Origin of the sequence: Sphingomonas sp. 28-62-11 (assembly GCF_002278865.1) — a bacterium.
Taxonomy (GTDB): domain Bacteria; phylum Pseudomonadota; class Alphaproteobacteria; order Sphingomonadales; family Sphingomonadaceae; genus Sphingomonas.
On the sequence record NZ_NCGB01000022.1, the window covers coordinates 96,253 to 121,926 of the forward strand.

The 25,674-nt window shown below is 60.8% G+C and carries 32 protein-coding genes, 1 tRNA gene and 1 pseudogene; 16 read left to right on the top strand and 18 right to left on the bottom strand.

Annotation, left to right across the window (positions count from 1 at the left end; all coding sequences use genetic code 11):
- Positions 1-53 precede the first annotated feature (53 nt).
- Positions 54-794 carry an MJ0042-type zinc finger domain-containing protein gene (locus tag B7Y49_RS09250; RefSeq protein ID WP_374127300.1) on the top strand — a complete coding sequence of 247 codons (741 nt, stop codon included), beginning with the start codon at positions 54-56 and terminating at the stop codon, positions 792-794.
- On the opposite strand, the gene B7Y49_RS09255 is transcribed toward B7Y49_RS09250, so the two are convergent.
- Positions 766-2,124: an MATE family efflux transporter gene (locus B7Y49_RS09255; RefSeq protein ID WP_374127301.1), complete on the bottom strand. Its 1,359-nt coding sequence runs from the start codon at positions 2,122-2,124 to the stop codon at positions 766-768. The genes B7Y49_RS09250 and B7Y49_RS09255 overlap by 29 nt on opposite strands.
- 160 nt (positions 2,125-2,284) lie before the next feature.
- On the opposite strand from B7Y49_RS09255, the gene B7Y49_RS09260 reads away from it, so the two are divergent.
- Positions 2,285-2,371 (top strand) — tRNA-Leu (locus B7Y49_RS09260).
- Between the two features lie 2 nt (positions 2,372-2,373).
- Here the strand turns inward: B7Y49_RS09260 and B7Y49_RS09265 are convergent.
- Positions 2,374-2,790 (bottom strand): annotated as a pseudogene (locus tag B7Y49_RS09265) (DUF1348 family protein); the annotation flags it as partial.
- Between the two features lie 122 nt (positions 2,791-2,912).
- Between B7Y49_RS09265 and B7Y49_RS09270 the strand changes: the two are divergent.
- The gene (locus tag B7Y49_RS09270) at positions 2,913-3,800 is read left to right on the top strand and encodes a LysR family transcriptional regulator (RefSeq protein ID WP_374127302.1); all 888 of its coding nucleotides are present in this window, start codon (positions 2,913-2,915) and stop codon (positions 3,798-3,800) included.
- Positions 3,801-3,927: 127 nt separating this feature from the next.
- On the top strand, positions 3,928-4,533 hold the full coding sequence (locus tag B7Y49_RS09275) for a pyridoxamine 5'-phosphate oxidase family protein (protein ID WP_374127303.1): 606 nt from the start codon (positions 3,928-3,930) through the stop codon (positions 4,531-4,533).
- Here B7Y49_RS09275 and B7Y49_RS09280 read toward each other — a convergent pair.
- Entirely contained in the window at positions 4,530-4,709 is a 180-nt protein-coding gene (locus B7Y49_RS09280; protein WP_374127304.1) for an SANT/Myb-like DNA-binding domain-containing protein, read from the bottom strand. The genes B7Y49_RS09275 and B7Y49_RS09280 overlap by 4 nt on opposite strands.
- Positions 4,710-4,782: 73 nt before the next feature.
- Between B7Y49_RS09280 and B7Y49_RS09285 the strand changes: the two genes are divergently transcribed.
- The 5 genes from B7Y49_RS09285 (at position 4,783) to B7Y49_RS09305 (ending at position 10,323) form a co-directional block, all read left to right on the top strand.
- Positions 4,783-5,898, top strand: a complete 1,116-nt coding sequence (locus B7Y49_RS09285) for a type III polyketide synthase (RefSeq protein WP_374127305.1) — start codon at positions 4,783-4,785, stop codon at positions 5,896-5,898.
- Positions 5,895-6,587, top strand: coding sequence for a methyltransferase domain-containing protein (locus tag B7Y49_RS09290; protein WP_374127306.1), 693 nt, complete (start codon positions 5,895-5,897; stop codon positions 6,585-6,587). The genes B7Y49_RS09285 and B7Y49_RS09290 overlap by 4 nt, the downstream gene beginning before the upstream one ends.
- A complete protein-coding gene (locus tag B7Y49_RS09295) occupies positions 6,566-7,684 on the top strand; it encodes an NAD(P)/FAD-dependent oxidoreductase (RefSeq protein WP_374127307.1) in 1,119 nt (372 codons plus the stop codon). Before B7Y49_RS09290 ends, B7Y49_RS09295 begins: the two co-directional genes overlap by 22 nt.
- A gap of 13 nt (positions 7,685-7,697) precedes the next feature.
- On the top strand, positions 7,698-8,093 hold the full coding sequence (gene msrB / locus B7Y49_RS09300; protein ID WP_374127308.1) for a peptide-methionine (R)-S-oxide reductase MsrB: 396 nt from the start codon (positions 7,698-7,700) through the stop codon (positions 8,091-8,093).
- 97 nt (positions 8,094-8,190) lie between these two features.
- Positions 8,191-10,323 (top strand): transglycosylase domain-containing protein, encoded by a 2,133-nt coding sequence (locus tag B7Y49_RS09305; protein WP_374127309.1) that lies wholly within the window; start codon positions 8,191-8,193, stop codon positions 10,321-10,323.
- Here B7Y49_RS09305 and B7Y49_RS09310 read toward each other — a convergent pair.
- From B7Y49_RS09310 to B7Y49_RS09320, 3 genes are read right to left on the bottom strand one after another with little or no spacing between them, the layout of a single operon-like run.
- A complete protein-coding gene (locus tag B7Y49_RS09310; RefSeq protein WP_374127310.1) occupies positions 10,299-10,973 on the bottom strand; it encodes a M48 family metallopeptidase in 675 nt (224 codons plus the stop codon). The genes B7Y49_RS09305 and B7Y49_RS09310 overlap by 25 nt on opposite strands.
- Positions 10,970-11,404, bottom strand: a complete 435-nt coding sequence (locus B7Y49_RS09315) for a YcgN family cysteine cluster protein (protein ID WP_374127350.1) — start codon at positions 11,402-11,404, stop codon at positions 10,970-10,972. The genes B7Y49_RS09310 and B7Y49_RS09315 overlap by 4 nt, the downstream gene beginning before the upstream one ends.
- A gap of 8 nt (positions 11,405-11,412) precedes the next feature.
- Positions 11,413-12,018, bottom strand: coding sequence for an SCO family protein (locus tag B7Y49_RS09320; protein ID WP_374127311.1), 606 nt, complete (start codon positions 12,016-12,018; stop codon positions 11,413-11,415).
- Positions 12,019-12,103: 85 nt separating this feature from the next.
- On the opposite strand from B7Y49_RS09320, the gene B7Y49_RS09325 reads away from it, so the two are divergent.
- Positions 12,104-12,721: an ankyrin repeat domain-containing protein gene (locus B7Y49_RS09325; RefSeq protein ID WP_374127312.1), complete on the top strand. Its 618-nt coding sequence runs from the start codon at positions 12,104-12,106 to the stop codon at positions 12,719-12,721.
- A 15-nt stretch (positions 12,722-12,736) separates the two neighbouring features.
- Here B7Y49_RS09325 and B7Y49_RS09330 read toward each other — a convergent pair whose 3' ends face one another.
- The 11 genes from B7Y49_RS09330 to B7Y49_RS09380 all read right to left on the bottom strand — a co-directional run bounded on the left by B7Y49_RS09330 (position 12,737) and on the right by B7Y49_RS09380 (position 19,607).
- Positions 12,737-13,234: an MmcB family DNA repair protein gene (locus B7Y49_RS09330; protein WP_374127313.1), complete on the bottom strand. Its 498-nt coding sequence runs from the start codon at positions 13,232-13,234 to the stop codon at positions 12,737-12,739.
- A gap of 60 nt (positions 13,235-13,294) precedes the next feature.
- Positions 13,295-13,981 carry a cell wall hydrolase gene (locus B7Y49_RS09335; RefSeq protein WP_374127314.1) on the bottom strand — a complete coding sequence of 229 codons (687 nt, stop codon included), beginning with the start codon at positions 13,979-13,981 and terminating at the stop codon, positions 13,295-13,297.
- A 158-nt stretch (positions 13,982-14,139) separates the two neighbouring features.
- Positions 14,140-14,481, bottom strand: coding sequence for a DUF1491 family protein (locus tag B7Y49_RS09340; protein WP_374127315.1), 342 nt, complete (start codon positions 14,479-14,481; stop codon positions 14,140-14,142).
- Positions 14,478-14,951, bottom strand: a complete 474-nt coding sequence (locus B7Y49_RS09345) for a PaaI family thioesterase (RefSeq protein ID WP_374127316.1) — start codon at positions 14,949-14,951, stop codon at positions 14,478-14,480. Before B7Y49_RS09345 ends, B7Y49_RS09340 begins: the two co-directional genes overlap by 4 nt.
- On the bottom strand, positions 14,941-15,408 hold the full coding sequence (locus B7Y49_RS09350) for a PTS sugar transporter subunit IIA (protein WP_374127317.1): 468 nt from the start codon (positions 15,406-15,408) through the stop codon (positions 14,941-14,943). The genes B7Y49_RS09345 and B7Y49_RS09350 overlap by 11 nt, the downstream gene beginning before the upstream one ends.
- Positions 15,409-15,496: 88 nt before the next feature.
- Positions 15,497-16,078 (bottom strand): HPF/RaiA family ribosome-associated protein, encoded by a 582-nt coding sequence (gene hpf / locus B7Y49_RS09355; protein ID WP_374127318.1) that lies wholly within the window; start codon positions 16,076-16,078, stop codon positions 15,497-15,499.
- Positions 16,079-16,108: 30 nt separating this feature from the next.
- Entirely contained in the window at positions 16,109-16,798 is a 690-nt protein-coding gene (gene dnaQ, locus B7Y49_RS09360) for a DNA polymerase III subunit epsilon (protein ID WP_374127319.1), read from the bottom strand.
- A gap of 7 nt (positions 16,799-16,805) precedes the next feature.
- The gene (gene coaE, locus B7Y49_RS09365) at positions 16,806-17,399 is read right to left on the bottom strand and encodes a dephospho-CoA kinase (protein WP_374127320.1); all 594 of its coding nucleotides are present in this window, start codon (positions 17,397-17,399) and stop codon (positions 16,806-16,808) included.
- Positions 17,396-18,205, bottom strand: a complete 810-nt coding sequence (locus B7Y49_RS09370; protein WP_374127321.1) for a shikimate dehydrogenase — start codon at positions 18,203-18,205, stop codon at positions 17,396-17,398. The genes coaE and B7Y49_RS09370 overlap by 4 nt, the downstream gene beginning before the upstream one ends.
- Entirely contained in the window at positions 18,202-18,798 is a 597-nt protein-coding gene (locus tag B7Y49_RS09375) for a nucleoside triphosphate pyrophosphatase (RefSeq protein ID WP_374127322.1), read from the bottom strand. Before B7Y49_RS09375 ends, B7Y49_RS09370 begins: the two co-directional genes overlap by 4 nt.
- Positions 18,795-19,607: a pyruvate, water dikinase regulatory protein gene (locus B7Y49_RS09380; RefSeq protein ID WP_374127323.1), complete on the bottom strand. Its 813-nt coding sequence runs from the start codon at positions 19,605-19,607 to the stop codon at positions 18,795-18,797. Before B7Y49_RS09380 ends, B7Y49_RS09375 begins: the two co-directional genes overlap by 4 nt.
- 295 nt (positions 19,608-19,902) lie before the next feature.
- On the opposite strand from B7Y49_RS09380, the gene hemE reads away from it, so the two are divergent.
- The 4 genes from hemE to B7Y49_RS09400 all read left to right on the top strand — a co-directional run bounded on the left by hemE (position 19,903) and on the right by B7Y49_RS09400 (position 23,563).
- Positions 19,903-20,949, top strand: a complete 1,047-nt coding sequence (hemE, locus tag B7Y49_RS09385) for a uroporphyrinogen decarboxylase (RefSeq protein WP_374127324.1) — start codon at positions 19,903-19,905, stop codon at positions 20,947-20,949.
- Positions 20,949-21,404 (top strand): CopD family protein, encoded by a 456-nt coding sequence (locus B7Y49_RS09390; protein WP_374127325.1) that lies wholly within the window; start codon positions 20,949-20,951, stop codon positions 21,402-21,404. Before hemE ends, B7Y49_RS09390 begins: the two co-directional genes overlap by 1 nt.
- A gap of 155 nt (positions 21,405-21,559) precedes the next feature.
- A complete protein-coding gene (gene rho / locus B7Y49_RS09395; RefSeq protein ID WP_374127326.1) occupies positions 21,560-22,816 on the top strand; it encodes a transcription termination factor Rho in 1,257 nt (418 codons plus the stop codon).
- A gap of 42 nt (positions 22,817-22,858) precedes the next feature.
- On the top strand, positions 22,859-23,563 hold the full coding sequence (locus B7Y49_RS09400; RefSeq protein WP_374127327.1) for a YjbE family putative metal transport protein: 705 nt from the start codon (positions 22,859-22,861) through the stop codon (positions 23,561-23,563).
- Here B7Y49_RS09400 and B7Y49_RS09405 read toward each other — a convergent pair.
- On the bottom strand, positions 23,548-24,048 hold the full coding sequence (locus B7Y49_RS09405) for a methylated-DNA--[protein]-cysteine S-methyltransferase (RefSeq protein ID WP_374127351.1): 501 nt from the start codon (positions 24,046-24,048) through the stop codon (positions 23,548-23,550). The two genes, B7Y49_RS09400 and B7Y49_RS09405, sit on opposite strands and share 16 nt — an antisense overlap.
- A 54-nt stretch (positions 24,049-24,102) precedes the next feature.
- Between B7Y49_RS09405 and B7Y49_RS09410 the strand changes: the two genes are divergently transcribed.
- Both B7Y49_RS09410 and mnmE read left to right on the top strand, forming a co-directional pair.
- Entirely contained in the window at positions 24,103-24,336 is a 234-nt protein-coding gene (locus B7Y49_RS09410; RefSeq protein WP_374127352.1) for a DUF6489 family protein, read from the top strand.
- A gap of 3 nt (positions 24,337-24,339) precedes the next feature.
- Positions 24,340-25,656 carry a tRNA uridine-5-carboxymethylaminomethyl(34) synthesis GTPase MnmE gene (gene mnmE / locus B7Y49_RS09415; RefSeq protein WP_374127328.1) on the top strand — a complete coding sequence of 439 codons (1,317 nt, stop codon included), beginning with the start codon at positions 24,340-24,342 and terminating at the stop codon, positions 25,654-25,656.
- The last annotated feature ends 18 nt before the right edge of the window (positions 25,657-25,674 follow it).

The following is a 25,674-nucleotide window of genomic DNA, read 5'->3' on the forward strand; positions in this document are numbered from 1 at the left end:
GATGCGCCCCAAAACAGACCTGACACTGCCGGGCAACAACGAAATACAGCGCCATGATACTGGAATGCACCGAATGTCGGACGCGGTATCTGGTCCCCGATGCGGCCATCGGGGCAGACGGCCGCACGGTGCGCTGCGCCAGTTGCAAGCATAGCTGGTTTCAGGCGCCGCCCCCGCTCGATCTGGTCACACGCGCAGAGGAGTTGCAATCGGCAAGCCCGAGGATCGAACCGGCGCCTGCGGATCGCGCCCCGCCGGTTGCGCCACAAGTTGCAGCTGCGCCGCGCTCGCCTCAACGCGTCGCCGATTCAAGTGGTTTCGATCCCTTTGCCCACCGGGCGCCATTTCGCCCGCGCCGCAACCCTGCGCGCCGCCAGACGATTGCCGCTGTCGCCGCAGGTGGCGCAATGCTCGCCGGGGTGGCGGGGATCCTCTATTCGGGCGCGCCTGGCTTTGCGACGCAGCTTGGACTTGCCCAAGCGGTGAAAGACGATCCGCTGGTTATCGAGCAATATCCGATCGATCGACGCGACTTGCCGACGGGTACCGAGCTGTTTGCCGTGAGCGGGCGGATCATGAACAAGTCGAGCACCCGCCAGCGCGTGCCTGATATTCGCGCCGAACTTCGTGATGGTACAGCGGTCAATTCCCGAATCGTGTTCAGCTGGACCATCACGCCCGAACAGCGCACCCTGGCGCCGGGCGCTTCGATCGAGTTCAACAGCGCGCAAACCGATGTGCCCGCCAATTCAAAACGGCTCGACTTTACGTTTGAGCGCGGACCCGTTGGCTGATCATATAGAATCGTGCTGCGTGCAGGATGGCTGCAGCGAGCATCCCGATGCCTGAGGCCAGCACCAATCCCAACGCGCCCCAGCCACTGTTTACCAGCCAAAGCCCCAATCCGCCGGTGACGACAAAATAGGCGATGATGCTGTTCACACCTGCCACGACCTGATCTCCCAGCGATCGTAGCGCATAGACCAGCACCACCTGCGCACTGTCGAACAGGATGAACGGTGCCCATATCGGCAACATCGCCAGCGCGGTCGCGTGAACCGCAGACGTTGCTGGAAACAGGCTGGTAATTGGTCCGGCAGCGACAATCAGAACCGCAGCGAGAATGCCGGTCACCGCCACGGTAATCCACACTGCGATCAATGACCGCGCGATGGCGGCGCCGGGATTACCCTCCCCCACCGCATTGCCCGCCCGAACCCCCGCTGCCGATCCCAGCCCCATCGCGACCGAGAAAGTGACGTTGTGAATGGCGAACACGATCTGAAAAGCATGGGCGGTCGCGTCGCCCAGTTGGGTCGATAGCGCGATCAGCACGGCGAACCCGGCAAGCTCCAGACTTGAGGCGATGGCGGGCACCACCCCGAACAGGAACAAACGACCCACCGCGCTGGCGATGCCCGCCCAGGCCGCCACGCCGAAATCACGCACGCCGCGCGCCACCGCCGAGGGAAGCGTCCAAACTGCGATCATCAACCCAGCAGCACCAAATGCATAGGCAATCGCCGTCGCGAGCACCGCACCCAGCGCCCCCAGCGCAGGCAGTCCGAGATGCCCGCCGGACAATGCCCAGGCAAGCACGGCGTTGAACGGCAGGATCGAAAAATTCACAACGGTGACGCGGCCGGGGCGGCTTACCCCTTCAAGGAAGAAACTCACCGCGATGATAATCAGTCCCAAGGGATAGGAAAGCCCAAGCACGCGCACCACCGGTACGGTATCGTCGATCAGCGCGGGTGCCACCCCTAGCCCGGCGAGCAGTTGGGCAGCGAACAGATACAGGATCAGCCCCATGACGCTTCCCACAGCGAGCGCCAGCGCGATGCCCTCGCGCAGCACACGACCCGTGGCAGGCAAATCGCCTGCGCCATCGGCACGCGCTGCGAAGACGAGAATGCCCGATAAACACCCAAGCCCGGCAACGATCGTGATGAAGCTGAGCGTCCGACTGGCGGCGAGAATCGCCACCTGATCGGTACTGACAAGACCGACCACCGCTACGTCGGTGACGTGCAGCAGTGTCCAGTTCAGGCTGGTCATGATCACCGGCCAGGCCAGCGACAACAGCCGACGCGTCTCGTTGGGCAGGCGATCGATATGGGTCATGGCGGCTGCTCTAGGCGGTCGGGCACCGGACCGGAAGCCTCAGCCGAGGCAGATCGCCCGCAAGATATCGCGCTTGTAAGCCCCGCCTCGCTTTGCTAGGGCCTCGCGCCTACCGGCAGCCGGGCCCCATTCGTCAAAATGGGTCGGCAGCGTTTCACGTGCGGCCGTGGCGGAACTGGTAGACGCGCAACGTTGAGGTCGTTGTGGGCGAAAGCCCGTGGAAGTTCGAGTCTTCTCGGCCGCACCACTTAGCGTCCATCGAAACAACCGGTCCGCTTCGCCAATCGCAACATCGTTAACCGAAGCCTCTCGGCGGATCATCAGCCCGTCGCCATCGAACGCCCATTGTTCATTGCCATGGCTGCGCCACCAACGGCCACCGGCATCATGCGATTCATACACAAACCGCACGGCAATCCGGTTGTCGGTGAACGCCCAGACTTCCTTGATGAGCCGATACTCAAACTCCGCTGCCCATTTGCGCGTCAGGAAATCGATGATCGCTGCGCGACCCGTGAAAAAATCCGACCGGGTTCGCCAGCGGCTATTCTCGCTATAGGCGAGCGCGACACGCCCCGGATCACGGCTGTTCCAGGCATCTTCGGCCATTCGCGCCTTGAGCGCTGCGGTTTCGATCGTGAACGGGGGCACGGGCGGGCGCGACATGGGTAATCTCCGGGATGATGTCCAAGCGGGACCCCAGCATTGTATCGCCTTCACGGTGCGGTAGAATATACTGAAGATGGAAATGATTGTTTCGCTGGGCGGAACCAATGGACCAACTGCATATGATGCGTGTCTTTGTGAAAGCCGCCGAAACTGGCGGTTTTGCGGCAACCGCACGCCAGCTGAGCCTGAGCGCGCCTGCAGTCACGCGGGCCATTGCCGCACTCGAAAGCCATATCGGCGCACGGTTGTTTATCCGGACGACCCGGACGATCAGGCTGACCGATATCGGGCAGCGCTATCTCGACGATTGCCGCCGCATCCTGGCCGATCTGGCGGAGGCAGAAGCAACGGCTGCAGGACGCCATGCCGTACCGAGCGGCCCGTTGGTGGTGACCGCGCCGACTTTGTTCGGGCAATATTACGTAATGCCCATCCTGCTCGATTATCTCGATATGCATCCCCGGGTGAAGGCCGAGGCGCTGTTTGTCGACCGCCTAACCAATATCGTCGAAGAAGGGATCGATGTTGCCGTCCGGATCGGGAACCTGCCCGATTCAAGCCATAGCGCCATCCGGGTTGGCCAGGTGCGCCGGGTTATCTGTGGATCACCGGCCTATTTTGCACGGCATGGCCGCCCGGCCGAACCCGGCGATCTGGCCGGGCACCGGATTATTGCAACCTCGCTTGGATCATCGCCAACACTGCCGGTTTGGCGCTTTGGACAGGCGGGCAAGACCGGCATCGAGATCGACTCACCCCTGCATTGCCACACGATTGATTCAGCGATCATCGCTGCCCGCGCCGGATGGGGACTAACCCGTGTCCTGTCCTACCAGATCGGCCCAGCGCTGTCGGCGGGCGACCTCGAAATCGTGCTGGCAGATCATGAAGAACCGCCATTGCCCGTCCATATCCTTCACCATCAGGGAAGGCGGGCATCGGCGGCTGTTCGAAGTTTCATCGATCTGGCGGTTGAGAATCTTCGCACGATCAGTGTTATCAGCTAGAATCGCCGTCCATTATTACGATTACCGCAATGGTTTCGTACGATCGATGCGGCTTCTCCCTTGGTCCCGCGGGGGTTATCTCGGCCCCGACAAGGCGACGTTTAGCGCGCCCGGTGGGAGCTCAATCATGGACAAGGCCATCGAAACGCCCAGCGACATTTTCTTCTCGCCCGCGGTGAAGGCAGTGCAGTCAGCACGAGGATCGCGTGAAAATTATGCTCGCGCTGCGGCGCGCGGCGCCTTTCGCACCGAAATCAACGATGATTTGATCAGCCGCCTGGCCGAGGCTGACAGTTTCTACCTCGCCACCGCCAGCGCTGACGGGCAGCCCTATATCCAGCATCGCGGTGGACCGCCCGGCTTTATCCGGGTGCTCGACAAGCACCGGATCGCCTTTGCCGATTACCGCGGCAACAAACAGTATATCTCGACCGGCAATCTGTCGGAGAATGACCGCGCCCAGATATTCATCATGGATTATGTCAACCAACGCCGAGTGAAGATCTGGGGGCGCGCGGAAACAACGCAGGATCCGCAAATCATCGGGCAGTTGATGCCCGAAGGGTACCGCGCGCAGGGCGAACAGGCGATCATCTTCACCGTCGATGTTTGGGACCTGAACTGCCCTCAGCATATTCCGATTAAGCTGCCGCTGGCCGATGTGGCGCCGATCGTTACCGAGCTCCGCGCGCGCGTCGCCGATTTGGAAGCCGAACTTGCGCGACTGCGCTAACGCAGCTTGCTGATCGACAGGCCGTCGCTCTTGGCGCGATCCTTCACCGATTCCTCGCTACGCGTCATCGCCTTGGCAATCGCCTTCAAGGGCATATTCTTTTTGGCGAGGAGATGAAGTTTCTGAATCTCGTCCTGCGTCCAGGGCTGGCGATGTCGCTCAAATCGTTCTGCCACGTCGTTCATTCCAGACGAATAATGCGGCACAAAGGCCAGTGGCGCGTTATGACGCGATTAAGGCTATAGACCAATGCTATTCCGCTTGGCCTATCTGTCGCGTGAAGGTTCACCTTTGGTTGCTGCCGCTTATCTGAACGCCATTGGGACTGCGGTGCCGGGGCATGACATTCATCAAGCCTTTATCGGCTGGGCGCGCGCGCAGATTGCCGATGAGCGTCAGGGGGCGGTTTTCGACCGAATGGCCAAAAGGGCCGCGATCAACCATCGCTGGTCGGTACTGCCACCGACCGCCATAGGCGGATCGCCCGTCGATCCGGGCGGGTTTTATGATGTGGTCGGTGTGCCCGGCACAGCGGTGCGCATGGACCGTTACGCACAGGCTGCTCCCGTGCTGGGCAGGGCTGCGATTGATGACCTCGCCGATCGCGGCGACATTGCGGGCATCACCCATTTCGTTGTCGCGAGTTGCACCGGCTTTGTCGCACCGGGGATCGACCAGATCATCGCGCGTCAGCTTGGTCTAGCGCCATCGGTCGAGCGATTGCTGATTGGCTTCATGGGCTGTTACGCCGCCGTGGCCGCCATCCGTACCGCGCGCCATATTGTCCGCTCCGAACCCGATGCCCGCGTGCTGGTGCTATGTGTCGAGTTGTCGACGCTGCACCTGCAGCAAACCGATGCGATCGAGCCTTTGCTGGCGATGCTGCAGTTTGGCGATGGGGCCGCCGCCGCGCTCGTCACGGGCAAACCGGGCGGGTTCGTGCTCGGCCAGCCATTCGCGACGACATTGCCCGATTCCGAAGCGCTGATCCGCTGGGATGTTACCGATAGCGGCTTTGCGATGCATTTGTCCGGCGAAGTGCCAGGCCGAATCGCGGCTGGACTCGCCGACCCCGAATTTGCCCGCGCCGCAACGGGCGGGCGGGCGCCAGCTGAGATTGACGGCTGGGCAGTCCATGCCGGTGGCCGCTCGATCCTTGATGCGGTGGAAAACGCCCTCGCTATCGATCCCGCCAAACTACTGGCGTCGCGCCAGGTGCTTGCCGACTACGGCAATATGTCGTCGGCGACACTGATGTTCGCGCTCGCCAATCTGATTGATGGGCCAAAGATCACCGATGGCGTCGCGCTTGCCTTTGGGCCGGGCCTGGCGGCCGAGGGCTTTGGCTTTCGGCACGCGCCATGAGCAGACTCGCCACGCGCGCTATCGCCGAAGAGCTGATGGACGCTGAGGATCTCGACCCGGAAACCTATACGGCGGTGGTTGCCGATCTGGCACGGGTGAATGGCGTGACGATGGCGGCCCGGCCGACGCTGGCGTTTTTGAACCGCGCGGCCCGCGGAGCGAAGCGCCTAAAGCTGCTCGATGTCGGCTATGGAGACGGCGATATGCTGCGCCGGATCGCCCACTGGGCCGCGCGACGCGGGATCGACGTCGAGCTGGTCGGTGTTGACCTCAACCCCCGCAGCGAGTTGGCGGCGCGCGCGCATACCCCGGCGGGCCTGCCGATCACCTATCTGACGGGCGATTATGCCGATCATGCGGGGGCGGGCTGGGACTTGGTGATCAGCAGTCTGGTCGCGCATCACATGACGCAAGACCAGCTGATCGCTTTCCTGCGTTTCATGGAGACTGAATCGAATCGCGGCTGGTTCGTCAACGATCTCGAACGGCATGGTTTTGCCCATTGGGGCTTCCCCGTGCTGGCCACGCTGATGCGCTGGCACCCGATCGTGAAGCATGACGGGACGCTGTCGATCGCACGATCCTATCGCCCCAATGAATGGCCTGTGTTGCTGGCAGAAGCCGAGGTTACTGATGCGCACGTGAACCGCTATTTCCCGTTTCGGCTATGCGTCGAACGCCTGCGCTGATCATCGGTGGTGGCCCGGCGGGGGCAGCGACCGCGATTATGCTGGCACAGGCACGCCTGCCGCACCTGCTGATCGAACGGACCGCAACGACGGGTGACGCGCTATGCGGCGGCTTTCTAAGCTGGCGGTCGCTCGATTCATTGCAGTCGCTTGGCATCGACCCTGAGACGCTGAACCCCAATTTATTGACCACCGCGCGGCTGTTCGTCGGCGATCAACTGGCCCAAGCCCCGTTGCCACGGCCAGCGCGTGGCGTTTCCCGCCACCGGCTCGATAGCGTGATGATCGCGCGAGCGATTGCGCTGGGCGCGAATATTGAGCGCGGCGTCGATGCGCGGGGCTGGTCTGACCAAGGCGTTCGGCTGCAGGACGGGACGGTACTGGCGGCGGATGCGATCTTCCTGGCGACCGGCAAGCGCGATCTGCGCGGTGCGACGCGCCCGCCGGAGGCGCAGGAGGCGGATCCGTCGCTTGGGCTCCGGGTGCGGTTGGCAGCATCGCCAGCCCTGCACCGCCTGCTCGACGGCGCGATCGAGCTGCATCTCTTCGATCGCGGCTATGTCGGGCTGAACCTGCAGGAGGATGGTTCGGGCAATTTCTGCCTTGCCGTCCACCGATCACGCCTGATCGAAGCGGGTGGCCCCGAACCATTGCTGGCATCGATCGCCGCCGAATGCCCCCGGATTGCCGAGCGGCTAGCCTATCGCGCGCCCGGGGCAATCGATGCGGTCGCCAATGTTCCTTATGGCTGGCGATTGCGCCACGGAGTGCCGGGCATGTTCCGGCTGGGCGATCAGGCCGCCGTCATCCCGTCATTGGCGGGTGAGGGCATGGGAATCGCCATCGCCAGCGGTATTCGGGCAGCCCAGGCCTATACCCGTGACGGGGCGGCCGCCGCCCCGGACTTTCAGCACCGGCTCGCCCGCGACCTGGCCCGACCGCTCGCGATTGCGGGCATGATCCGCGCAGCGGCCGAGCGCCCGGCATTCGCGCGCCCCTTGGTGACGATCGCGCGCACCTTTCCGTTGTTGATCGACATTGCTGCCCGCCTGACCCGGATCGATCATTCACCGATTGACGCCAGCAGCGCAGCGTAAGAGATTGCACCGCATGGATCACATCACCCTGTCCGACGCTGAATGGCGCGCCAAACTCTCCCCCGAGGCCTATCATGTGCTGCGCGAGGCCGGCACCGAGCGTGCCTTTACCGGTCGCTATAATGACAACAAGGCCGACGGCATCTATCACTGCGGGGGCTGCGGGCTCGAGCTGTTCGACAGCGCCGACAAATATGATTCGGGTTCGGGCTGGCCAAGCTTCACCCAGCCGATCGCGCCCGAATATGTCACCGAACATCGCGATGAAAGCCATGGGATGATCCGGATCGAGGCGTGTTGCGCGCGGTGCGATGGGCATCTGGGCCATGTGTTTCCCGATGGCCCGGCACCAACCGGGCTGCGCTATTGTATGAACTCACTGTCGCTCGATTTTCAGCCGCGCGACTAAAGCAGGCGAACCGATCAGGCGTTCGGGCTTTGGGGTGAACGCTGCGGGCCAGATGGCTTGTGAGTGTGCCAGATAAGCGGTATTCCGCCTGCACTTCATGGCAAACTTCACCCTTCCCGCTTTGTCCCCCCTGTGGCGCCGCCGGATCGTGCTTGCCCTGCAGATCATGGGCGGGCTGGCCGCGGCCGGACTGATCGCGCTGATCGTTGCGGTTTATGTAGCCAAAGCGCAGCTGCCGAGCTTTGACGAGCTGAAATCATCGCCCAACGGCCAGACGATCCGGGTCCATGCCGCTGACGGCACCGTGATCGTGTCGATCGGCCCCAGCTATGGCGAATGGCTACCTTATGATCGGATTCCGGTGGTGATGCGCGATGCCACCGTCTCGGTCGAAGACCGTCGCTTTCGCTCACACCCAGGGGTTGATCCGATCGCGCTCGTGCGGATCGTGCAATTCGCCATCGCCAATCGCGGCACTGGGCGGCGATTACAGGGCGCATCAACGATCACCCAACAGGTCGCCCGCACGATCTTCCTGTCGAACCGGTACACGTTTGGCCGCAAGATCCGCGAAATGGTGCTCGCGCTCGCGCTCGAACGCCAGTTCAGCAAGGATCAGATCCTCGAATTGTACCTCAACAAGGTCTATTTCGGGGGCGGTGCGTACGGCATCGACGCCGCGTCGCGCCGTTTCTTCGGGCATGGCGCCGATCGGCTGAGCCTGGAAGAAGCCGCCGTGATCGCCGGGCTGGTGAAGGCGCCATCGCATTATTCCCCCACCGCCGATGCGGAAGCGGCGATCGGGCGCGCGGGCGTGGTGATTGGCGTCATGCAGGAAACCGGCGCGATCACCGCTGAGCAAGCCGCCGCTGCCGATCCTTCATCGGTCAAGCTGGCGCCGGAGCCCAAGCAGAACAGCGTCCGCTATTTCACCGATTGGGCACTCCCGCAGCTCGAGCTACTGATCGATGAAACAACCCGTCCGCTGGAGGTGTGGACCACGCTCGACCTGCCCATGCAGCGTGCCGCCGATGCCGCGATCCGGGCCGCTGCGCCCAGCAACGCACAAGGGGCATTGGTCGCACTTGATCGTGATGGCGCCGTGCGATCGATGGTGGGTGGCAAGGATTATGTTGCGTCAATCTACAACCGATCGACCCAGGCCGTGCGCCAGCCGGGATCGGCGTTCAAGCTGTTCGTTTATCTCGCCGCGCTTGAGGCCGGGCACCGTACCGAGGAAAAAGTGGTCGACGAGCCTGTGACGATCAACGGCTGGAGCCCGCGCAACAGTTCCGGCCGCAATTCGGGCGAGATGACGCTGCGGAACGCTTTTGCCTATTCGATCAATACCGTCGCCGCCAAGCTCGGCCAGGATGTCGGCTTTGCGACAATTGCCGATATGGCGCGGCGGTTTGGCATCACCACCCCGGTCAATACTCAGCCTGCGATGGTCCTCGGCAGCTCCGATGTCCGCCTGATTGAAATGACGCGGGCCTTCGCGTCGGTCGCAAACAAAGGCGTTGCCGTGACGCCCTATGGAATCACCAAGGTGACCGCAAACGGCGTGACCATCTACGCGCATGAGGTTGACCGTTCGCAGGTGCTGGTTGCCCCCAGTGTGGCAGCGCAAATGACCGATCTTTTGCAAACCGCTGTCAATACGGGGTCCGGCCGCGCCGCACAGATCGGGCGACCGGTCGCGGGCAAGACCGGCACGACCACGTCGAACAAGGATGGCTGGTTTCTAGGCTTTTCGAGCGGGTTGACCACCGGCGTTTGGATGGGCCGCGACGATGCCCGCACCGTCCCCGGCCTGCAGGGCGGCACCGCGCCCGCGCGTGCTTTTGCTGCCTTCATGAAAGTTGCGGTGGCACGCCGCCCCGTTGAGCAGTTCGAAACCGCCGTCACCCTGCCCGATGAATCCGCGCTCGACGAGGAATCCTATTTCGGCCAGCCCGACAATGGCTTGTTCGTTGACGAGAATGGCAATCCCGTCGACCCGGACAGCACGGCGCCCGCCGATGGTAGTATGGTTACTCCCGATGGTGGTCCGATTGACGGCGATGCACCACCGGCTGATGAGGGGGACCGGCGCCCAGGGCAGCAGCTCGATCAGGCCTGGATGGACCGTGTGCTTGGCCGGTCCAATGGTCCCCGATCGGGAACCAACCCGCCAGCATCGCGAACGCCACCCGGCGATCGTTCTCAGGAATCGCGCCCCAACCAGTGAAGCGCAGCGCCGTGGCGCCGCAACCAGACGCGCGCAGCCCCGGCATCGACCCCAACCAATTGATCGACCAGTGCATGAAATTCCGGCCCGTGATTCATATGCACGCGGTGCGCCACTTCATGTGCCACGGTGGCGCGGCGAACCCGATCGGGCATCAGGATCAGCCGCCAGCTATACCGGATCATCCCGCTTGATGCGCAGCTACCCCAGCGCGCCTTCGGATCGCCGACCGATACCCCGCTCACCGTTACGCCGACGCGCCCGGCAAACTCGGCGGTTTCGGCGCTCAGCACGGCCAGTGCCTCGCGCTTCAGCCAGGCCGTGATGCGGCGGGACAAGCCATCGATCGGGCCGCCACAATGGAGCCAATCGCCAACCCGCGATACCCGGCGCGATGCAGTTTCATCCCACACGATCGTCACATCGCCATCGCCCATCGGGATGGTCGCGCCCGGTACAAAGGGACGCGGCACTGGCAGTTTGGCGCGCTGTTCGGCGATCCATTCGCCATGCGCCTCTGCCCAACGGAGCGCCGGCGCCAGCGCGGCGCGCTTCGGCAGCGTCAAGCGCACCGCGCCTGTCGCCGGATCAACACTCAGCCGCGCGCGCCGCGCGCGCGGGTGGCGAACGACCTCGATTCCTGCGGTCACAATTCGCGATCGATCAGATGATGTTCGAGCTCACCGGCATCATCCTCCGAAATCGTCCGGCCCCGTACCGACATGCCCGCACGGTGAATCGCCTGCCGATCGCCGCAAACGAGGTAGTGCCAATCAGGCAACGGCTTGCCATCTTCGCGCAGCCGGTAAGCGCAACTGCCGGGCAGCCAATCGATCTGCGCTAGTTTGGCAGGAGTCAGCCGCACGCATTCGGCGACAAAGGCATGGCGGTGCTTGTAGTTCGAGCATTGCGCGGTTTCACGATCGAGCAGCCGACACGAGACATTGGTTGGCAGCAATTCGCCGGTCTCTTCGTCCTCAAGCTTGTGGACGCAGCATTTGCCGCAGCCATCGCACAGCGCCTCCCATTGCGCGCGATCGAGTTTGTGCAGCGGGGTGTCTTCCCAGAATTTGCCTGCCATCCGGCTGGTCACTTCGCCCAGCGCTTGATCGCGTTGACGATCTCGTCAGGGGATTTATCCTGCGGGAGTAGCGCCAGCGGTTCGCCCTTCGGCCCGAACAAATAGGCAAGGCGGCTGTGATCGACGATATAGCCACCATCGGGACGCTTAGGCTTGGCCTCTGAATAAATCGCAAAACGCTTTTTCACTGCGTCGATCTGCGCCTGGGTGCCGGTAAGCGCAATCAGCCGGGGCGAGAAGGCACCAGCAAATTGTTTCAGCGCCGCCGGGGTATCGCGCGCGGGATCGACGGTGATGAAAATCGGCACGACGCGGGCCGACAGCGCCGGATCACGCTGATCCAGCGCGCGCATCGCCAACGCGATGTTCTGTACGTCGACCGGGCAGACATCGGGGCAATAGCTGTAGCCAAAATAAATGATGCGATATTTACCCGCGAAATCGCTGTCGCGAACCAGCTTTCCGTTCTGGTCGGTGAGTGCGAATGGGCCCCCGATCCGGGCACCGGCGAGCGGCGGTGTTGCGGTTTCCTGACCAGGCGTACCCGGGACGGAACACCCCGCCAGCACCACTGCCGTGATGAGCGCAAGCGTGCGTTTCAATTTCTCGTTCATGGCGCGACAAGCCATGATCTGTTATCGAACAGCGTGCAAGTGGCGGGTGTTAGCCCCGCACCGAGAACAAGGATGCGATATAAACATGGCAGCAACTATGCGGAAACTGGCAATCATGGCAGCGGCTTGCCTGGCCAGCGGCGTGATCAACGGCCCGATTTCAGCGCAGCTGGGGCAGTCACCCGGCGCGAAGTTTCTGGAAGCGGTGAAGGAAGAGAAAAACAACGAGGTTGTCGCGGCCGTCAACGAAAATGGTGCCGCGATCGTCAATACCCGCGATTTCTCGAGCCGTGAAACCGCGCTCCATATCGTCGCCAAGCGGGGTGATGTGCTCTACACGCGTTTCCTGCTGCAGAAGGGCGGCAACCCCAATTTGCGCGATGTACGGGGCAGCACGCCCCTGCTGGTCGCGGTGAGCAACGGCCATGCCGATCTGGTTTCCGTGTTCGTCGCCGCCAAGGCCAATGTGAACCAAGGCAATGACAGCGGCGAGACCCCGTTGATCAAGGCCGTCCAACGACGCGATCTGGTGATGGTGCGTGAACTGATCGCTGCAGGTGCTGATCCCGATCAGGCGGATTCACTCGCCGGCAAATCAGCGCGGATCTATGCCAATGAGGATACGCGCACGCCGGCTCTTGCCAAGATTTTCGCCGATATACCCAAGCGCGAGCGACGGGCTGTGTCTGGGCCGACGCTTTAAGCGAGAGAGGTAGCGCTATCCCAGAATTTCGGCTTCGGGATCGATCGACTGGATCAATCGCCGACCTGCCCGGCGGGCAAAAGCGAGCGTGTTGCGCTTGCGCGCCGCCGCGGGCATCGGCGCGCTAAACGCCTCACGCACGATCATTGCATCATACCGATCGGCGACAATGATGCCTGTCCGTTCGGGTAGAAAAGCGGCCCCACGCAGCGGCGCCAGATCAAAGCCCGTCGGCACTGCCCAGAAATAGCGATCGCAATGCGCCAGATAATCGGTCCATTTGCCATCGCCCAACAAATCGGCCCGTGATGTTTTGATTTCGACGATCACAATGCCGCCCCGCGCATCGATGGCCATCAAATCAGCACGGCGCCCGCCTTCAAGCGGCACTTCGCCCATGGTGATCAGATCGTGGCGGAGGAGCATCCGAGTGACGCCCCGGACGAGATCGGCAGCACAGCCAGGCGCCACAGGGCTGATCGGCATACGATCGGGGAAAGGCTCAGAAAGCATTTCCCCGACCTAGAACATTACACGAACAAAATAAAGGCCGTGAGTTACGGCGATACGCAGTTAGCGGTAAAAGACGTGGCCACCGATGGCTGCCACGCGCGTAAGCCGCCAGCCGGGTGAGACGTGACGCGCATGGAAGAACAAGGCGTTCGCCACGGGGCTTTCCCAACGCTCAGCCATGGCAACCTGCGCAACCGCCAAGGCGGTGCGATATTGGGCGTTACCGTTGCCAATGCTTGGCATACGGCCGCCGCGCACGAACGAGAATTGCCCAGGCTGCTTGACGACCGAACAGATTGATCGGGGGAAACGACCTGATTTCGTGCGATTGATCACGACATTGGCAACGGCAAGCTGGCCTTGCAGCGACTCACCCTTTGATTCGAAAAAAATCGTCCCTGCCAGGCAGGCCAGATCGCTGTCGACCGTCATGGGCGGTTCCTGCGCAGCAACGGCAGCAGCCAGTGTTGCATAGGACCGACGCTCGACCGGGAGGCCACGATCGATGTTCTGCGGATCATCCGCAATAACTGGATCGGAAGGGGGTGTTGCGGTGGGCACTATGGGTGCCGAAGGAACTGAAGCCGGTGCCAGGACGTTGGATATTCCGGGGCTGTCAGTCGACGCTGGTGCTGTAATCACCAAGGTCCTGTCGAGTTCGATCGCGAACCCGGGGGTGCCGGAGCCTGCCAGGCTGGCGGCACAGAAAACCGCGATGACGATCGCGGCTCGAAGAGAAAACTGCATTGAAACTGCTAAATATGCGGTTGGCGCGCGGTCGTGATCGCCTGAATTGGCACCACGCCGGGCATACCCCCCGACTGCGTCACTGACCGATATCGCACATCAGCACAGCACAACGCGTATTTCGAAGCGCCGCCGTTTCGTTGTGCGGCGCAATATAGTCAACCCGCGGCGATCGTTTCAGCGGCGAACCGTTCCGCTTCCGGGATATCCAGTTCAATCACCCATAGGTCGGGATCACGATCGCGTCGCCGGTGCCAATAGGCGGTCACCTGCGCCGGATCATCGCCCGCCACTGCCGCGACAGCAACGAGGCCAACCGCGCCTGTTGGACCGATTCCACGCTCCAATATTTTGAAATCATTGCCTTTTTGGCAAGTAATGACGAGAATAGCACCGGCCTGAAGGTCTCCCTTGGCAAGCACCATCGCCATGCCCCCGGCATCATTAACACGGCGTAACAAGGCATTGACCAGCACCGTGCTGGGCAGCCAATCGCTCATGCCGGACGATAACCGGGCAGGCTGGCGAGCGGGATACGCGAGCGCATGAAGGTGCCGGTGCCTCGCGCAACTTCTTCACCGTTTGCATCAATCAACCGCGCATCGGCAATCAGCACGCGCCGCTGTCCACTGATCCAGCGCCCTTCCGCGGTAACCAATCCTTCGGTCATCGGGCGGGTAAACAACAGGTTGAAGGCCGTGGTGAGCAAGAAGCGATCAGTCACCAGACTGTTTGCCGCATAAAAGGCGGCATCATCGAGCATTTTAAAATAACTGGTGCCGTGCGCCGCGCCGCCAGCGTGATAGTAACGCGAATCGAGCGAAAAGGTGATGCGAGCAACACCTGATTCGGGGATTACCAGTCGCGAATCGAACAACCGGTTGATCGGCGCCGCCGCATAGAGCGATTCGAGCGCACGGTAATGTGCAGCCGCGCCCTCAATTGCCGCCCCGGCCACCTCAGGCGGCATCGCGCGCCTCATCTCCCGTCCACAAGGCATACAGGGCGTCGGGCGAACCGGCACCGCGCAACTTCGCGACAAAACTGCGATCACGCAGATGGCGGGAAACGCGCGCCAGCGCCTTCAAATGATTCGCACCGGCATCCAGCGGGGACAAGAGCATGAAGATGATATCGACCGGCAGTTCATCAATCGCCTGAAAATCGACAGGATGAGCAAGATGGATAAACGCGCCGATGACATGGTCGATATCGGCCAGCTTGCCATGCGGTATCGCCACCGCGCCGCCGAAACCGGTTGAGCCAAGCCGTTCCCGATCCGCCAACACCCCGGCAATCACTTTGGCGTCAAGATTGTAGACTTGCGCGGCAACTTGCGCAAGTTGCTGTAAAACAGCCTTTTTGTTGGCAGCCGACACATCGTTGAGCACAGCTTGCGGTAGCAGCAGATCACTGAAATTGGTCATCATGGTTCCAGTCGCAGCACCGGCGTCGCTGTTGGCGCACGAGGGAGCGGTGGCGCCGCATAGCGCCGATTGACCCGCAGCGAAAGCGTCAGCTGCTGCGTTGTGGCTCAACCCAGCCGATCGTGCCATCACCCCGTCGATAGACCATATTATAGGCACCCGTGCCGCTGTTACGAAACAACAGTGCGGTGGTGTTGCGCAGATCGAGCATCATAACGGCATCGGATACCGTCGTATCGGGCACATCAACGCGCATTTCGGCAACGATTGCCGGAAAATCCTGCGCTTCGCTTTCAACGTCTTCCTCGCGAAACAGCGTATAGCCTGCATTGTTGGCGAGCCCATCGAAACCGTTCACCGCCGAACTGGTATGCCGATCCTTTAACCGGCGCATATAGCGACGAAGCTGTTTCTCGATCTTGTCGGCGGCGCCATCAAACGCAGGCGGCGCTTCCATCGCATCTCCGCGTGCCTTCAGCACCACGCCCTGCATGACGTGCGCCACGATATCACAACTGAAGCCATGATCGTGCGGCCCACGCCCAAAGGTCACCTGGGCCGAAATAGCGCGTGAGAAATATTTCTCGGCAATGCCCTGCAATCGATCCTCGACACGCTGCCGCAATGCCTCACCGGTATCGACCTGATGGCCAGAAACGCGGATATCCATGTCTTTCCTCCTCGATTGGGGCAATGCGTATCAACTTTGGGGCAACGAGCCCCACAGCGGATTGTTCACGCCTTCCATAAACCGGCGATGCCGATTGGCGTCTTCTTCGCTGACCGCGAAGATTCGTTGCGGTCGAATGATGCTGGGCGTCGGTGCGGCGACCTCGTTCCGCTCGGCAATCGACTCGGCGACGAGCGTCAACCCGATCTGGCGACCGCCGGTCAGTTCGACATAGACCTGTGCCAGCAGCTGGGCATCAAGCAACGCGCCGTGCAACACCCGGTGGCTGCGATCGATGCCGAAGCGGGTGCACAGCGCATCGAGCGAATGTTTCGCGCCAGGGTGGCGGCTGCGCGCCATGGCGACGGTATCCACCATTCGATCGAGCGACACGATCGGCCGGCCGATACGCTTCAGCTCGCCGTTCAGAAAGCCGAAATCGAAGCTCGCATTATGCGCAACGAGCGGGCTGTCCCCCAGAAACTCCAGCAAATCATCGCAGAGATGCGTGAACAGCGGCTTGTCGGCAAGGAATGCGTCGCTGAGGCCGTGGATTGCCTGTGCCTCTGGCGCCATCGGGCGTTCGGGATGGAAATAGGCGTGGAAGGTTGACCCGGTTTCAACCCGGTTTATCAACTCGACACAGCCGATCTCGACCAGCCGATCGCCATTGGAAAAACTCAGGCCGGTCGTCTCGGTATCAAAGACAATCTCGCGCATCGCGTTGTTATCCACCTGTCCCGGCCAACAGGCAAGCGATGACGGCACGAACCGCGTCCCGCGTTTGATCGATCGGCACATCGGTCGCGATAACAAAGTCGGCGCGCGTCTGCTTTTCAGCGTCGGGCAACTGACGCGCCAGAATGGCCGCGAGCCGTTCAGGGCTCTGGCCCGGCCTGGCGAGCACGCGGGCGCGCTGCACCTCGGCTGAAGCCGATACTACGACCACCTTGTCAACACCCCTGTCGCCGCCGGTTTCGAACAACAACGGCACATCGAACACGATGATCGGCGCGTCTTGGTGCGCAGCCACAAACGCTGCACGTGCGGCCCCGACGGCGGGATGCACGATCGCCTCAAGCCGCTTCATCGCTGCATCATCGCCGAACACGGCTGCGCCCAATGCGGCACGATCCACCCCATTTGGCCCGGTTGTGCCCGGAAAGGCTTGTTCGATGGCCGGCACGATCACGCCGCCCGGCCCTTGAAGCTGATGAACGGCGGCATCGGCATCAAACACTGGCACGCCTTCATCGACAAACATCGCCGCGACAGTGGACTTGCCCATCCCGATCGATCCGGTGAGTCCCAACGTGATCATAGAAGAAGTGCGCGTAGATCATCATCACGGTCGCGCGGGGGCTCGACACCGAACAGGATCTCAAATGCAAGTGCAGCTTGACCGATCAGTATTTCGAGCCCGTCGACCGTATCGAGGCCGCGCGCGCGCGCGGCCTCCAGCAGCGGCGTTTCGAGCGGGGCATAGACAATGTCATACACAACGGCATTGTCCGGCAGCGGGTCAAGATCGATCGCCAGTGGCGGTTGGCCCTTCATCCCCAGCGCACTGGCGTTCACGACCAGCGCAGCGGGCGGCAGCGGTGCGCCCAAGGGCAGTGCATCGCCCTTCAACCCGAACGATGCGAGCAAGGCAGCCGCTTTCAGCACATTGCGGTTGAGCACCGTGACCTTGCCTACGCCGAGGCGCGACAACGCAAACAGAATTGCTCGTGCCGCGCCCCCTGCGCCAATCACGACAATCGGCGCACCCGTAACATCAAGACCGGCGATTGGCGCATAGAACCCGCCAGCATCGGTATTCGTGCCGAAAACAACACCTTGCTCGTTCCGGGCAACGGTGTTGATCGCGCCGATGCTGGCACGCACACCACCGGGATCCGCGACATGATCGAGCGCCGCGATTTTGTGCGGGATGGTGACATTGCATCCGCACCAGGCGGGATCGGCGCTCCGATCGGCAAAGTAGGCGGACAGTGTTTCCGGCGTGACATGGCAAGCGCGATAATCGGCATCGATCCCGAGCGCTTTCAGCCAGAAACCGTGAATAACCGGCGATTTGCTGTGCGCGATTGGATCGCCGATGACCTCAGCGTAGCGACGTTTCATGACGCCATGGTCCCGCGTTGGCGAAGATAGCCAAGCACTGGCAGCAGCGGCATGCCGAGGATCGTGAAGTGGTTGCCTTCGATCCGATCGAACAGCGTCACGCCACGCCCCTCAATTCTAAAGCAGCCAACGCACTGAGCAATGGCGGGCCATTCGTCGTCAAGATACGCCTCGATAAAAGCAGGAGACAGGGATCGAACCACTAACCGAGCCTGATCCACATGACGCCAAACCGGGCGGCCCTGTTCGGCAACGACAGCGGCGCTGATCAAGTGGTGCGTTCCCCCTGAAAGCGAGGCTAGGTGCTGCTGGGCCGTTTCGCGATCGGCGGGCTTATCGAGCAAGACGCCATCCGCGCGAGCCACAATCGAATCACTTCCCAACACCAAAGCAGCGGGATGAGCCTGGGAAATCTTGATGGCCTTCACCTCAGCCAAAGCATCGGCAATATCGCGCGGTGAATGATTGGCGGCAAGGAGGGATGCCTTGACGCCAGCTTCGTCGATATGTGCCGGCATAGCCGTGTAGGCCACGCCAGCAGCATCAAGCATCGCTCGGCGGGATGCGCTTTGGGACGCCAGGATCAAACTCATGCAGGTGCCAGCCGATCATTGACCAGCGCGATGATCGCGGCTGCCGTTTCCTCGATAGAGCGCCGAGTGACGTCGATCACAGGCCAACCATTATCGGCAAACATCCGGCGGGCAAAAGTGACTTCATGAGTTACCGCTTCCTGATCGACATAAGCGGTTTCCGGGGCCTGATTCAGCGACAGTAGCCGGTTGCGTCGCACTTGAATCAATCGGTCCGCGCTGGTGGTGAGCCCGACAACCAGCGGATTCTTCAACGTGAAAAGGGCGGGCGGTGGCGGGACTTCGACCACAATCGGAATATTGGCCGTCCGATACCCTCGGTTTGCCAGATAAATTGCCGTCGGTGTTTTCGATGATCGCGACACACCGGCAAGGACAATGTCGGCATCTTCCCAGTCTTCCCAGCCAATGCCATCGTCATGCGCGATCGTATAATGAATCGCCTCGACCCTGGCGAAATAAGCAGCATCCAACACATGCTGACGACCAGGACGCGCTTTAGCTTGCTGGCCCAGCAATCCTGACAGTGCGTCGGTTACGGTATCAAGCGGCGCCACGGCCGAGAGGCCAAGCGCGCGACACTGTGCCTCCAGCGTACGACGGGTTTGCAAATTGACCAAGGTAAACAGCACAAGCCCCGGATTTTGCGCGATTTCCTGAACGATCCGCTCGAGATGCGCTTCGCTTCGAACCATCGGCCAAAAGTGACGGATCGTCTCGACATCATCATATTGGGCGAGCGCTGCCTTGGCGATGTTCTCCAGCGTCTCCCCCGTAGAATCAGAGAGCAAATGAAGGTGTAGGCGCATCAGCGAAACGGTTTTGTGGACAACATGGGGAAAAGGGCTAGCGCAACCCGGCCAATGCGCCAAGCACCGTTCGCCGCGCAGAACCCGCGTGGATCATTACTGTTTCATCCACATAGCCATCGACATACATCCATTCGATCAACAGTCTGTTGATCGTGTGAACGACGCCCCATCATCGCCGTGATTCATGGCCCCTAGCGGGTACGGCCTGTTGGCATTATCGGGATGAATGCCTAAGCCCCGCAATCAACGGTGCCATCACATCAACATCCTTTTATAGATTCTTCTAAGTAGATTGAGCAGGAGAGAGACGCTGTCTGATCACAAGCCGTTACTGGCGACTCTGCGGGGTGAGCGCCAGGATATCGCCCCGATTTGGCTGATGCGTCAGGCCGGGCGTTACCTGCCTGAATATCGCGCTTTGCGTGCAGAAAAGGGCGGCTTTCTCGATCTCGTCAACGATAGCGACGCGGCCGCTGAAGTAACGATCCAGCCGCTTCGACGGTTTGGTTTTGACGGTGCGATCCTGTTTTCCGATATTTTGATGGTGCCATCAGCCATGGGCCAAAGCCTGAGCTTTGGCGTTGGGGAAGGGCCAGCGCTTGCCCCTCCGCTTGTCGATACGGCACTGGGCGCCCTGCAGGCCGTCCCGGCGCGGCTGGAGCCGGTTTATGGCACGGTGCGTAAGGTTGCTGCGATGCTGTCGCCCCAGACCACGTTTCTGGGCTTTGCCGGCAGTCCCTGGACGGTGGCGACCTATATGGTGGCTGGCCATGGCAGCAAGGACCAGGCCGAGACCCGGCGTTATGCCTATCGTGATCCCCAGGCCTTTGCCGAGATTATCGACGCTATCGCAAGGGTGACCATCGAGTATGTGGGCAAGCAGATCGAGGCGGGGGTTGAAGCTGTTCAGTTGTTTGACAGCTGGTCGGGCAGCCTGTCTCCGGCGCAGTTCGAGCGCTGGGTGATCGCGCCCAATGCAGCGATTACCGCGGCACTGCATGCGCGATATCCCGATACGCCGATTATTGGCTTCCCCAAGGGAGCAGGGGCCAAGCTTGCAGCTTATGCGCGAGAAACCGGCGTTGATGCGCTTGGCCTTGATGAAACGCTCGATCCTGTTTGGGCCAACACGACGATTCCGCAGGATATGCCGGTACAGGGTAATCTTGATCCATTAGCGCTCATCACCGGCGGCGAGACGCTTGACCAGGCGATCGACTTCATCCTTTCGGCCTTTCCGGAACGGCCGCATGTCTTTAATCTCGGTCATGGTATTTTGCAGGATACCCCGATCGATCATGTCGATCGGCTATTGTCACGGGTGCGGGGAGCGCGGTGATGACGGGATGGCTCGGCAACGCCTATTTATGGGTCAAGGCGGCACATCTGATCTTCGTGATCTTTTGGATGGCTGGCTTGTTCATGTTGCCGCGTTTTCTGGTCTATCATCAGGAAGCGGGACTGGCATCGTCAGAGGCAGCGATCTGGGTCGATCGTGAGCAGAAGCTGCGATCGATCATCCTAACGCCATCACTGGTGATTGTCTGGGTTCTAGGCTTGTTTCTCGCGGCGCATTTGGGGTTGTTCAGCGGTGGCGCGGGATTGGGATGGCTTCATATCAAGCTATTGCTGGTTTTTGGACTGAGTGGTTATCACGGTTACATTGCCGCTTATTCGAAAAAATTAGCCAAGGGTATCCAGACGCTTAGTGGGCGTCAGGTTCGTTTGCTCAACGAAGTGCCGGGTATTGCGGCAGCGTTGATTGTGGTGTTGGCGATCGTCCAACCGTTCTGAAGCTTGCTTGACTTAGTCCACATGCAGCCGTAATTCGTTGCTATTCACCACAAGCGGCGTGATGCCAATTGTCGGCCCTCCCCCTTAGCATCGTCGCGTACCCCTTCGCAGACCGACGCTTTCCCAATCAAACCGCTACGACCGGATCGTTCCCCATGCATCTTGCAGACCTGAAAAAGAAAAAACCCGCCGAACTTGTTGAAATGGCGGAATCGCTGGGGATCGAAGGCGCATCGACGCTACGCAAACAGGATTTGATGTTCGCCATTCTGAAAATACAGGCGGAAAATGGTGAACAGATTATGGGCCTCGGCACGATTGAAGTGTTGCCCGACGGCTTTGGCTTTTTGCGCAGTCCCGAAGCCAATTATCTGGCTGGCCCGGACGATATCTATATCTCGCCCAATCAGGTTCGCAAATTCGGGCTACGTACCGGTGATACCGTTGAGGGAGAAATCCGCGGGCCCAAGGATGGCGAACGCTATTTCGCGCTGGTCCGTCTGACCTCGGTGAATTTTGATGATCCCGATGTGGTTCGCCACCGGGTCAATTTCGATAACCTCACCCCGCTCTATCCCGATGAAAAACTGACGCTCGATCCTCAAGATCCCACCGTCAAAGACAAGTCAGCCCGGGTTATCGATATCGTCGCGCCGCAGGGCAAGGGCCAGCGCGCGCTGATTGTCGCACCGCCCCGCGTCGGCAAGACGATGCTGCTGCAAAATATTGCCCGCGCGATTACCGATAACCACCCTGAGGTTTTCCTGATCGTCCTGTTGATTGACGAGCGGCCCGAGGAAGTGACCGATATGCAACGATCGGTGAAGGGGGAGGTCATTTCCTCAACCTTTGATGAACCCGCGCAGCGCCACGTCCAGGTCGCTGAAATGGTGATCGAAAAAGCCAAGCGCCTCGTTGAGCATAAGAAGGACGTCGTCATCCTGCTCGATTCGATTACGCGCCTTGGCCGTGCCTACAACACCGTCGTCCCGAGCTCAGGCAAGGTGCTGACCGGTGGCGTCGATGCCAACGCGCTCCAGCGACCGAAGCGCTTCTTCGGTGCGGCGCGCAACATCGAAGAAGGCGGCTCGCTGTCAATCATCGCAACAGCGTTGATTGATACTGGCAGCCGTATGGACGAAGTGATTTTCGAAGAGTTCAAGGGTACGGGCAATTCCGAAATCGTGCTTGATCGCAAGGTATCGGACAAGCGGATCTTCCCGGCGATGGATGTTGGCAAATCGGGTACCCGCAAGGAAGAGCTGCTTGTCGACAAGGGCAAGCTTTCCAAGATGTGGGTGCTGCGCCGCATTCTGATGCAGATGGGCACCATTGATGCGATGGAATTCCTGCTCGACAAGATGAAAGATTCGAAGACGAACGAAGACTTCTTCGATTCGATGAATCAGTAGGGAATCACTAGGCCCCGGGGCCTGATAGCTGGAGTAACGTCGATGTGGGCCCTGCTCGCTGCTGAACCGATGTCGATGACCTATTTGTGGAATCACATCCTTGCTGATTTCGCCAATATTGGCTCACTCTCGGCGCTGACGGCTTTCGGCACGGTCGTGCTGCTCGATATCGCGCTGGCGGGCGACAATGCGATCATCGTTGGGGCGCTCGCCGCCGGCCTGCCGGCAGCGCAACGGAAGCAAGTGATTGCGATCGGCATTTTTGCTGCGTTGGTACTGCGGATCGTTTTTGCAATCGCGGTTCTCTACGGCCTTGAAAGCTTCAAGCAATACGGCCTGGTGTTTGGCGGCGGGTTGCTGCTGCTTTGGGTCGCCTGGAAAATGTATCGAGAGCTTCAGCCGCAATCAGGTTTGGCTGAAGACGAGCTGGGCGGCATCAAGCCCCCTAAAAGCTTCATCGCGGCTGCTTGGGCAGTTGCTGCTGCTGACGTATCGATGAGCCTGGATAACGTGCTGGCGGTTGCTGGTGCAGCGCGTGAACATCCGGGCATCATGGTGATCGGTCTTGTGCTTTCCGTGGCGTTGATGGGCGTCGCTGCAAATGTGATCGCGAAATATATTGAGCGTTATCGATGGATTGCGTGGTTCGGGCTGGTCATCATCGTCTATGTGGCCGGTCGGATGATCTATGAGGGCTGGTTCGATGTTCAGCCGATGGTGCAACCGGTGGTTCAGGCGATTGTATAATCAAGCTGGCCGGCCGGGGCAGGCCTATGGCGCTGCTCATGCGCCAGCAGCCACGCCTTGGTCTTGGGTCCGTTGCCGCCCGAATAAGCACCAAGCACGTTACCAGCCGACAGCACTCGGTGGCATGGCACGATGATGGGCAGGGGATTACGCGCGCAGGCTTGGCCGATTGCACGAGCACTTGACGCGATCTGCCTTGCAAGTGCGCCATAGCTTGATGTTTCGCCGTACCCAATATCGATAATCCCGTCGCGAAGGGCCTGCCCGCGGACAGTTGCGACAGGCAACAGGGGCAGATCAAATACCTTCCGCTCACCTAAAAACCATTGATCCAGCTGAATTTGGACGTTTTTCAGTAAAGCTGTTTCCGCTGCCACCAGAGGTTGAGTTGGCTCGATCGTGAGTGACAAAAGCTGCCCGTCGATGGCGATGAGGCGGATCGCACCAATGGGCGTTGCGAGAATGGCTTGATCGCGCGCATACATGGGTAGTTGTATGCCGGGCAGTGCGGTGCTGCTCAAGTGGAGTTGGACGTGGCAATGAAGATCAATGTCGAAGTAGAATGCACGCCTGAAGAAGCGCGTCGCCTGATGGGTTTGCCCGATTTCACGCCCGTCCATGAGAAATATATCGCCACCCTGACTGATTCGATGGACGGGCACATCAAGCCGGAAATGCTAGAGGCGGTTATGCGTAGCTGGGCGCCGATGGGTGAGGCGGGCATGAATTTCTGGCGGCAGCTGTTCGACGGGTCGGTAAAGCCCAAGAGCTAGCCCGTGGCCATCATCGGTGATACGATTTTTGCCGTTGCCAGCGGCCAACCGCCCTGTGCGATCGCCATCATGCGTATTAGCGGGCCTGATGCGTTTGCCGCGGTTACAAGAATGGCGGGTACGCTGCCCGCACCGCGTGTTGCGGCGTTACGCGACATCCGCGATCCTGAGACGGGCGATCGGCTCGATCGGGCGTTGGTGCTTGCCTTTCCTGGGCCGAACAGTGCGACCGGGGAGGATGTCGTCGAACTTCACTTGCATGGCGGGCGAGCTGTAATCACGGCCGTTGCAACAGCGCTGGGCCGCGTTTCGGGACTGCGGGCTGCCGAGCCGGGGGAATTTACCCGCCGGGCGCTGACGGCAGGGCGTATCGATCTCGCCGAGGCCGAGGGGTTGGGTGACTTGCTCATGGCCACCACCGAAGGCCAAAGGCGCGCCGCGATGGCGTCCGTTGAGGGCGTCGTGAGCAAGGCAGTGGGTATATGGTCTGCCCGGCTGCTGGAAATCTCCGCAGAGGTAGAAGCCGCGCTTGATTTTTCTGACGAGGATGATGTTGCGGCGAGTATCGGCGGCAAGGCGCTAACGTCGATCAAGGACGCGGTTGGCGCGTTGGCGGAGGATTTGGCGTTGGTGCTTTCTGCGCCGCCTGTCGATCGACTCCATCAGGGGATCAAGGTGGTGCTGGCGGGCCCCCCCAATAGCGGCAAATCGACTTTGCTGAATGTTCTTGTTCAGCGAGATGCAGCAATCGTCTCTCCAATTGCGGGGACGACGCGTGACCGGATCGAGGCAGCAATTGTTCGCGATGGCATCGCCTATGTGCTCACCGATACGGCTGGTTTGGCCAAGGCGACTGATGATCCGATCGAAGCCATTGGTATCGAACGAGCGCGACAATCCATGGCCGCTGCGGATATCCAAATCTGGCTGGGGGACGCGCCGCTGACCGAAGAAGGCGCGAGCATTTGGCTCTGGCCGCGCGCTGATGTGGCAGGGCGAGTGGGTGGGCCACCGCGATCGGATGGCAGATTGGCAGTCTCGGCCCATACTGGAGAGGGCATTGACGCGCTTTGGATAGCGATTGCCCGAAAGGCCAATAATCTTTTACCCCGTGTCGACCAGTTAGCCTTGAACCAGCGGCAACGCGATTGTTGCGTGAAGTGCCTGAAGGCACTGAGAGATATCGAGAGCGAGCGGGATCTACTGATCGTCGCTGAATTGCTGCGTCTCGCCCGGCATGCGCTCGACGAGATTACGGGAGTGACGCATGTTGAAGCAATGCTTGATGCCTTGTTCGGGCGTTTCTGCGTCGGCAAGTGATGTTCCACGTGGAACGCT

Excerpts from the sequence above, each read along its gene's own strand:
- B7Y49_RS09250 (WP_374127300.1), top strand. The coding sequence starts at position 54 with ATGATACTGGAATGCACCGAATGTCGGACGCGGTATCTGGTCCCCGAT.
- B7Y49_RS09255 (WP_374127301.1), bottom strand. The coding sequence starts at position 2,124 with ATGACCCATATCGATCGCCTGCCCAACGAGACGCGTCGGCTGTTGTCG.
- B7Y49_RS09270 (WP_374127302.1), top strand. The coding sequence starts at position 2,913 with ATGATGCGTGTCTTTGTGAAAGCCGCCGAAACTGGCGGTTTTGCGGCA.
- B7Y49_RS09275 (WP_374127303.1), top strand. The coding sequence starts at position 3,928 with ATGGACAAGGCCATCGAAACGCCCAGCGACATTTTCTTCTCGCCCGCG.
- B7Y49_RS09285 (WP_374127305.1), top strand. The coding sequence starts at position 4,783 with ATGCTATTCCGCTTGGCCTATCTGTCGCGTGAAGGTTCACCTTTGGTT.
- B7Y49_RS09290 (WP_374127306.1), top strand. The coding sequence starts at position 5,895 with ATGAGCAGACTCGCCACGCGCGCTATCGCCGAAGAGCTGATGGACGCT.
- B7Y49_RS09295 (WP_374127307.1), top strand. The coding sequence starts at position 6,566 with ATGCGTCGAACGCCTGCGCTGATCATCGGTGGTGGCCCGGCGGGGGCA.
- msrB (WP_374127308.1), top strand. The coding sequence starts at position 7,698 with ATGGATCACATCACCCTGTCCGACGCTGAATGGCGCGCCAAACTCTCC.
- B7Y49_RS09305 (WP_374127309.1), top strand. The coding sequence starts at position 8,191 with ATGGCAAACTTCACCCTTCCCGCTTTGTCCCCCCTGTGGCGCCGCCGG.
- B7Y49_RS09315 (WP_374127350.1), bottom strand. The coding sequence starts at position 11,404 with ATGGCAGGCAAATTCTGGGAAGACACCCCGCTGCACAAACTCGATCGC.
- B7Y49_RS09320 (WP_374127311.1), bottom strand. The coding sequence starts at position 12,018 with ATGAACGAGAAATTGAAACGCACGCTTGCGCTCATCACGGCAGTGGTG.
- B7Y49_RS09325 (WP_374127312.1), top strand. The coding sequence starts at position 12,104 with ATGGCAGCAACTATGCGGAAACTGGCAATCATGGCAGCGGCTTGCCTG.
- B7Y49_RS09330 (WP_374127313.1), bottom strand. The coding sequence starts at position 13,234 with ATGCTTTCTGAGCCTTTCCCCGATCGTATGCCGATCAGCCCTGTGGCG.
- B7Y49_RS09335 (WP_374127314.1), bottom strand. The coding sequence starts at position 13,981 with ATGCAGTTTTCTCTTCGAGCCGCGATCGTCATCGCGGTTTTCTGTGCC.
- B7Y49_RS09340 (WP_374127315.1), bottom strand. The coding sequence starts at position 14,481 with ATGAGCGATTGGCTGCCCAGCACGGTGCTGGTCAATGCCTTGTTACGC.
- B7Y49_RS09345 (WP_374127316.1), bottom strand. The coding sequence starts at position 14,951 with ATGCCGCCTGAGGTGGCCGGGGCGGCAATTGAGGGCGCGGCTGCACAT.
- B7Y49_RS09350 (WP_374127317.1), bottom strand. The coding sequence starts at position 15,408 with ATGACCAATTTCAGTGATCTGCTGCTACCGCAAGCTGTGCTCAACGAT.
- hpf (WP_374127318.1), bottom strand. The coding sequence starts at position 16,078 with ATGGATATCCGCGTTTCTGGCCATCAGGTCGATACCGGTGAGGCATTG.
- dnaQ (WP_374127319.1), bottom strand. The coding sequence starts at position 16,798 with ATGCGCGAGATTGTCTTTGATACCGAGACGACCGGCCTGAGTTTTTCC.
- coaE (WP_374127320.1), bottom strand. The coding sequence starts at position 17,399 with ATGATCACGTTGGGACTCACCGGATCGATCGGGATGGGCAAGTCCACT.
- B7Y49_RS09370 (WP_374127321.1), bottom strand. The coding sequence starts at position 18,205 with ATGAAACGTCGCTACGCTGAGGTCATCGGCGATCCAATCGCGCACAGC.
- B7Y49_RS09375 (WP_374127322.1), bottom strand. The coding sequence starts at position 18,798 with ATGAGTTTGATCCTGGCGTCCCAAAGCGCATCCCGCCGAGCGATGCTT.
- B7Y49_RS09380 (WP_374127323.1), bottom strand. The coding sequence starts at position 19,607 with ATGCGCCTACACCTTCATTTGCTCTCTGATTCTACGGGGGAGACGCTG.
- B7Y49_RS09390 (WP_374127325.1), top strand. The coding sequence starts at position 20,949 with ATGACGGGATGGCTCGGCAACGCCTATTTATGGGTCAAGGCGGCACAT.
- rho (WP_374127326.1), top strand. The coding sequence starts at position 21,560 with ATGCATCTTGCAGACCTGAAAAAGAAAAAACCCGCCGAACTTGTTGAA.
- B7Y49_RS09400 (WP_374127327.1), top strand. The coding sequence starts at position 22,859 with ATGTGGGCCCTGCTCGCTGCTGAACCGATGTCGATGACCTATTTGTGG.
- B7Y49_RS09405 (WP_374127351.1), bottom strand. The coding sequence starts at position 24,048 with ATGTATGCGCGCGATCAAGCCATTCTCGCAACGCCCATTGGTGCGATC.
- B7Y49_RS09410 (WP_374127352.1), top strand. The coding sequence starts at position 24,103 with ATGAAGATCAATGTCGAAGTAGAATGCACGCCTGAAGAAGCGCGTCGC.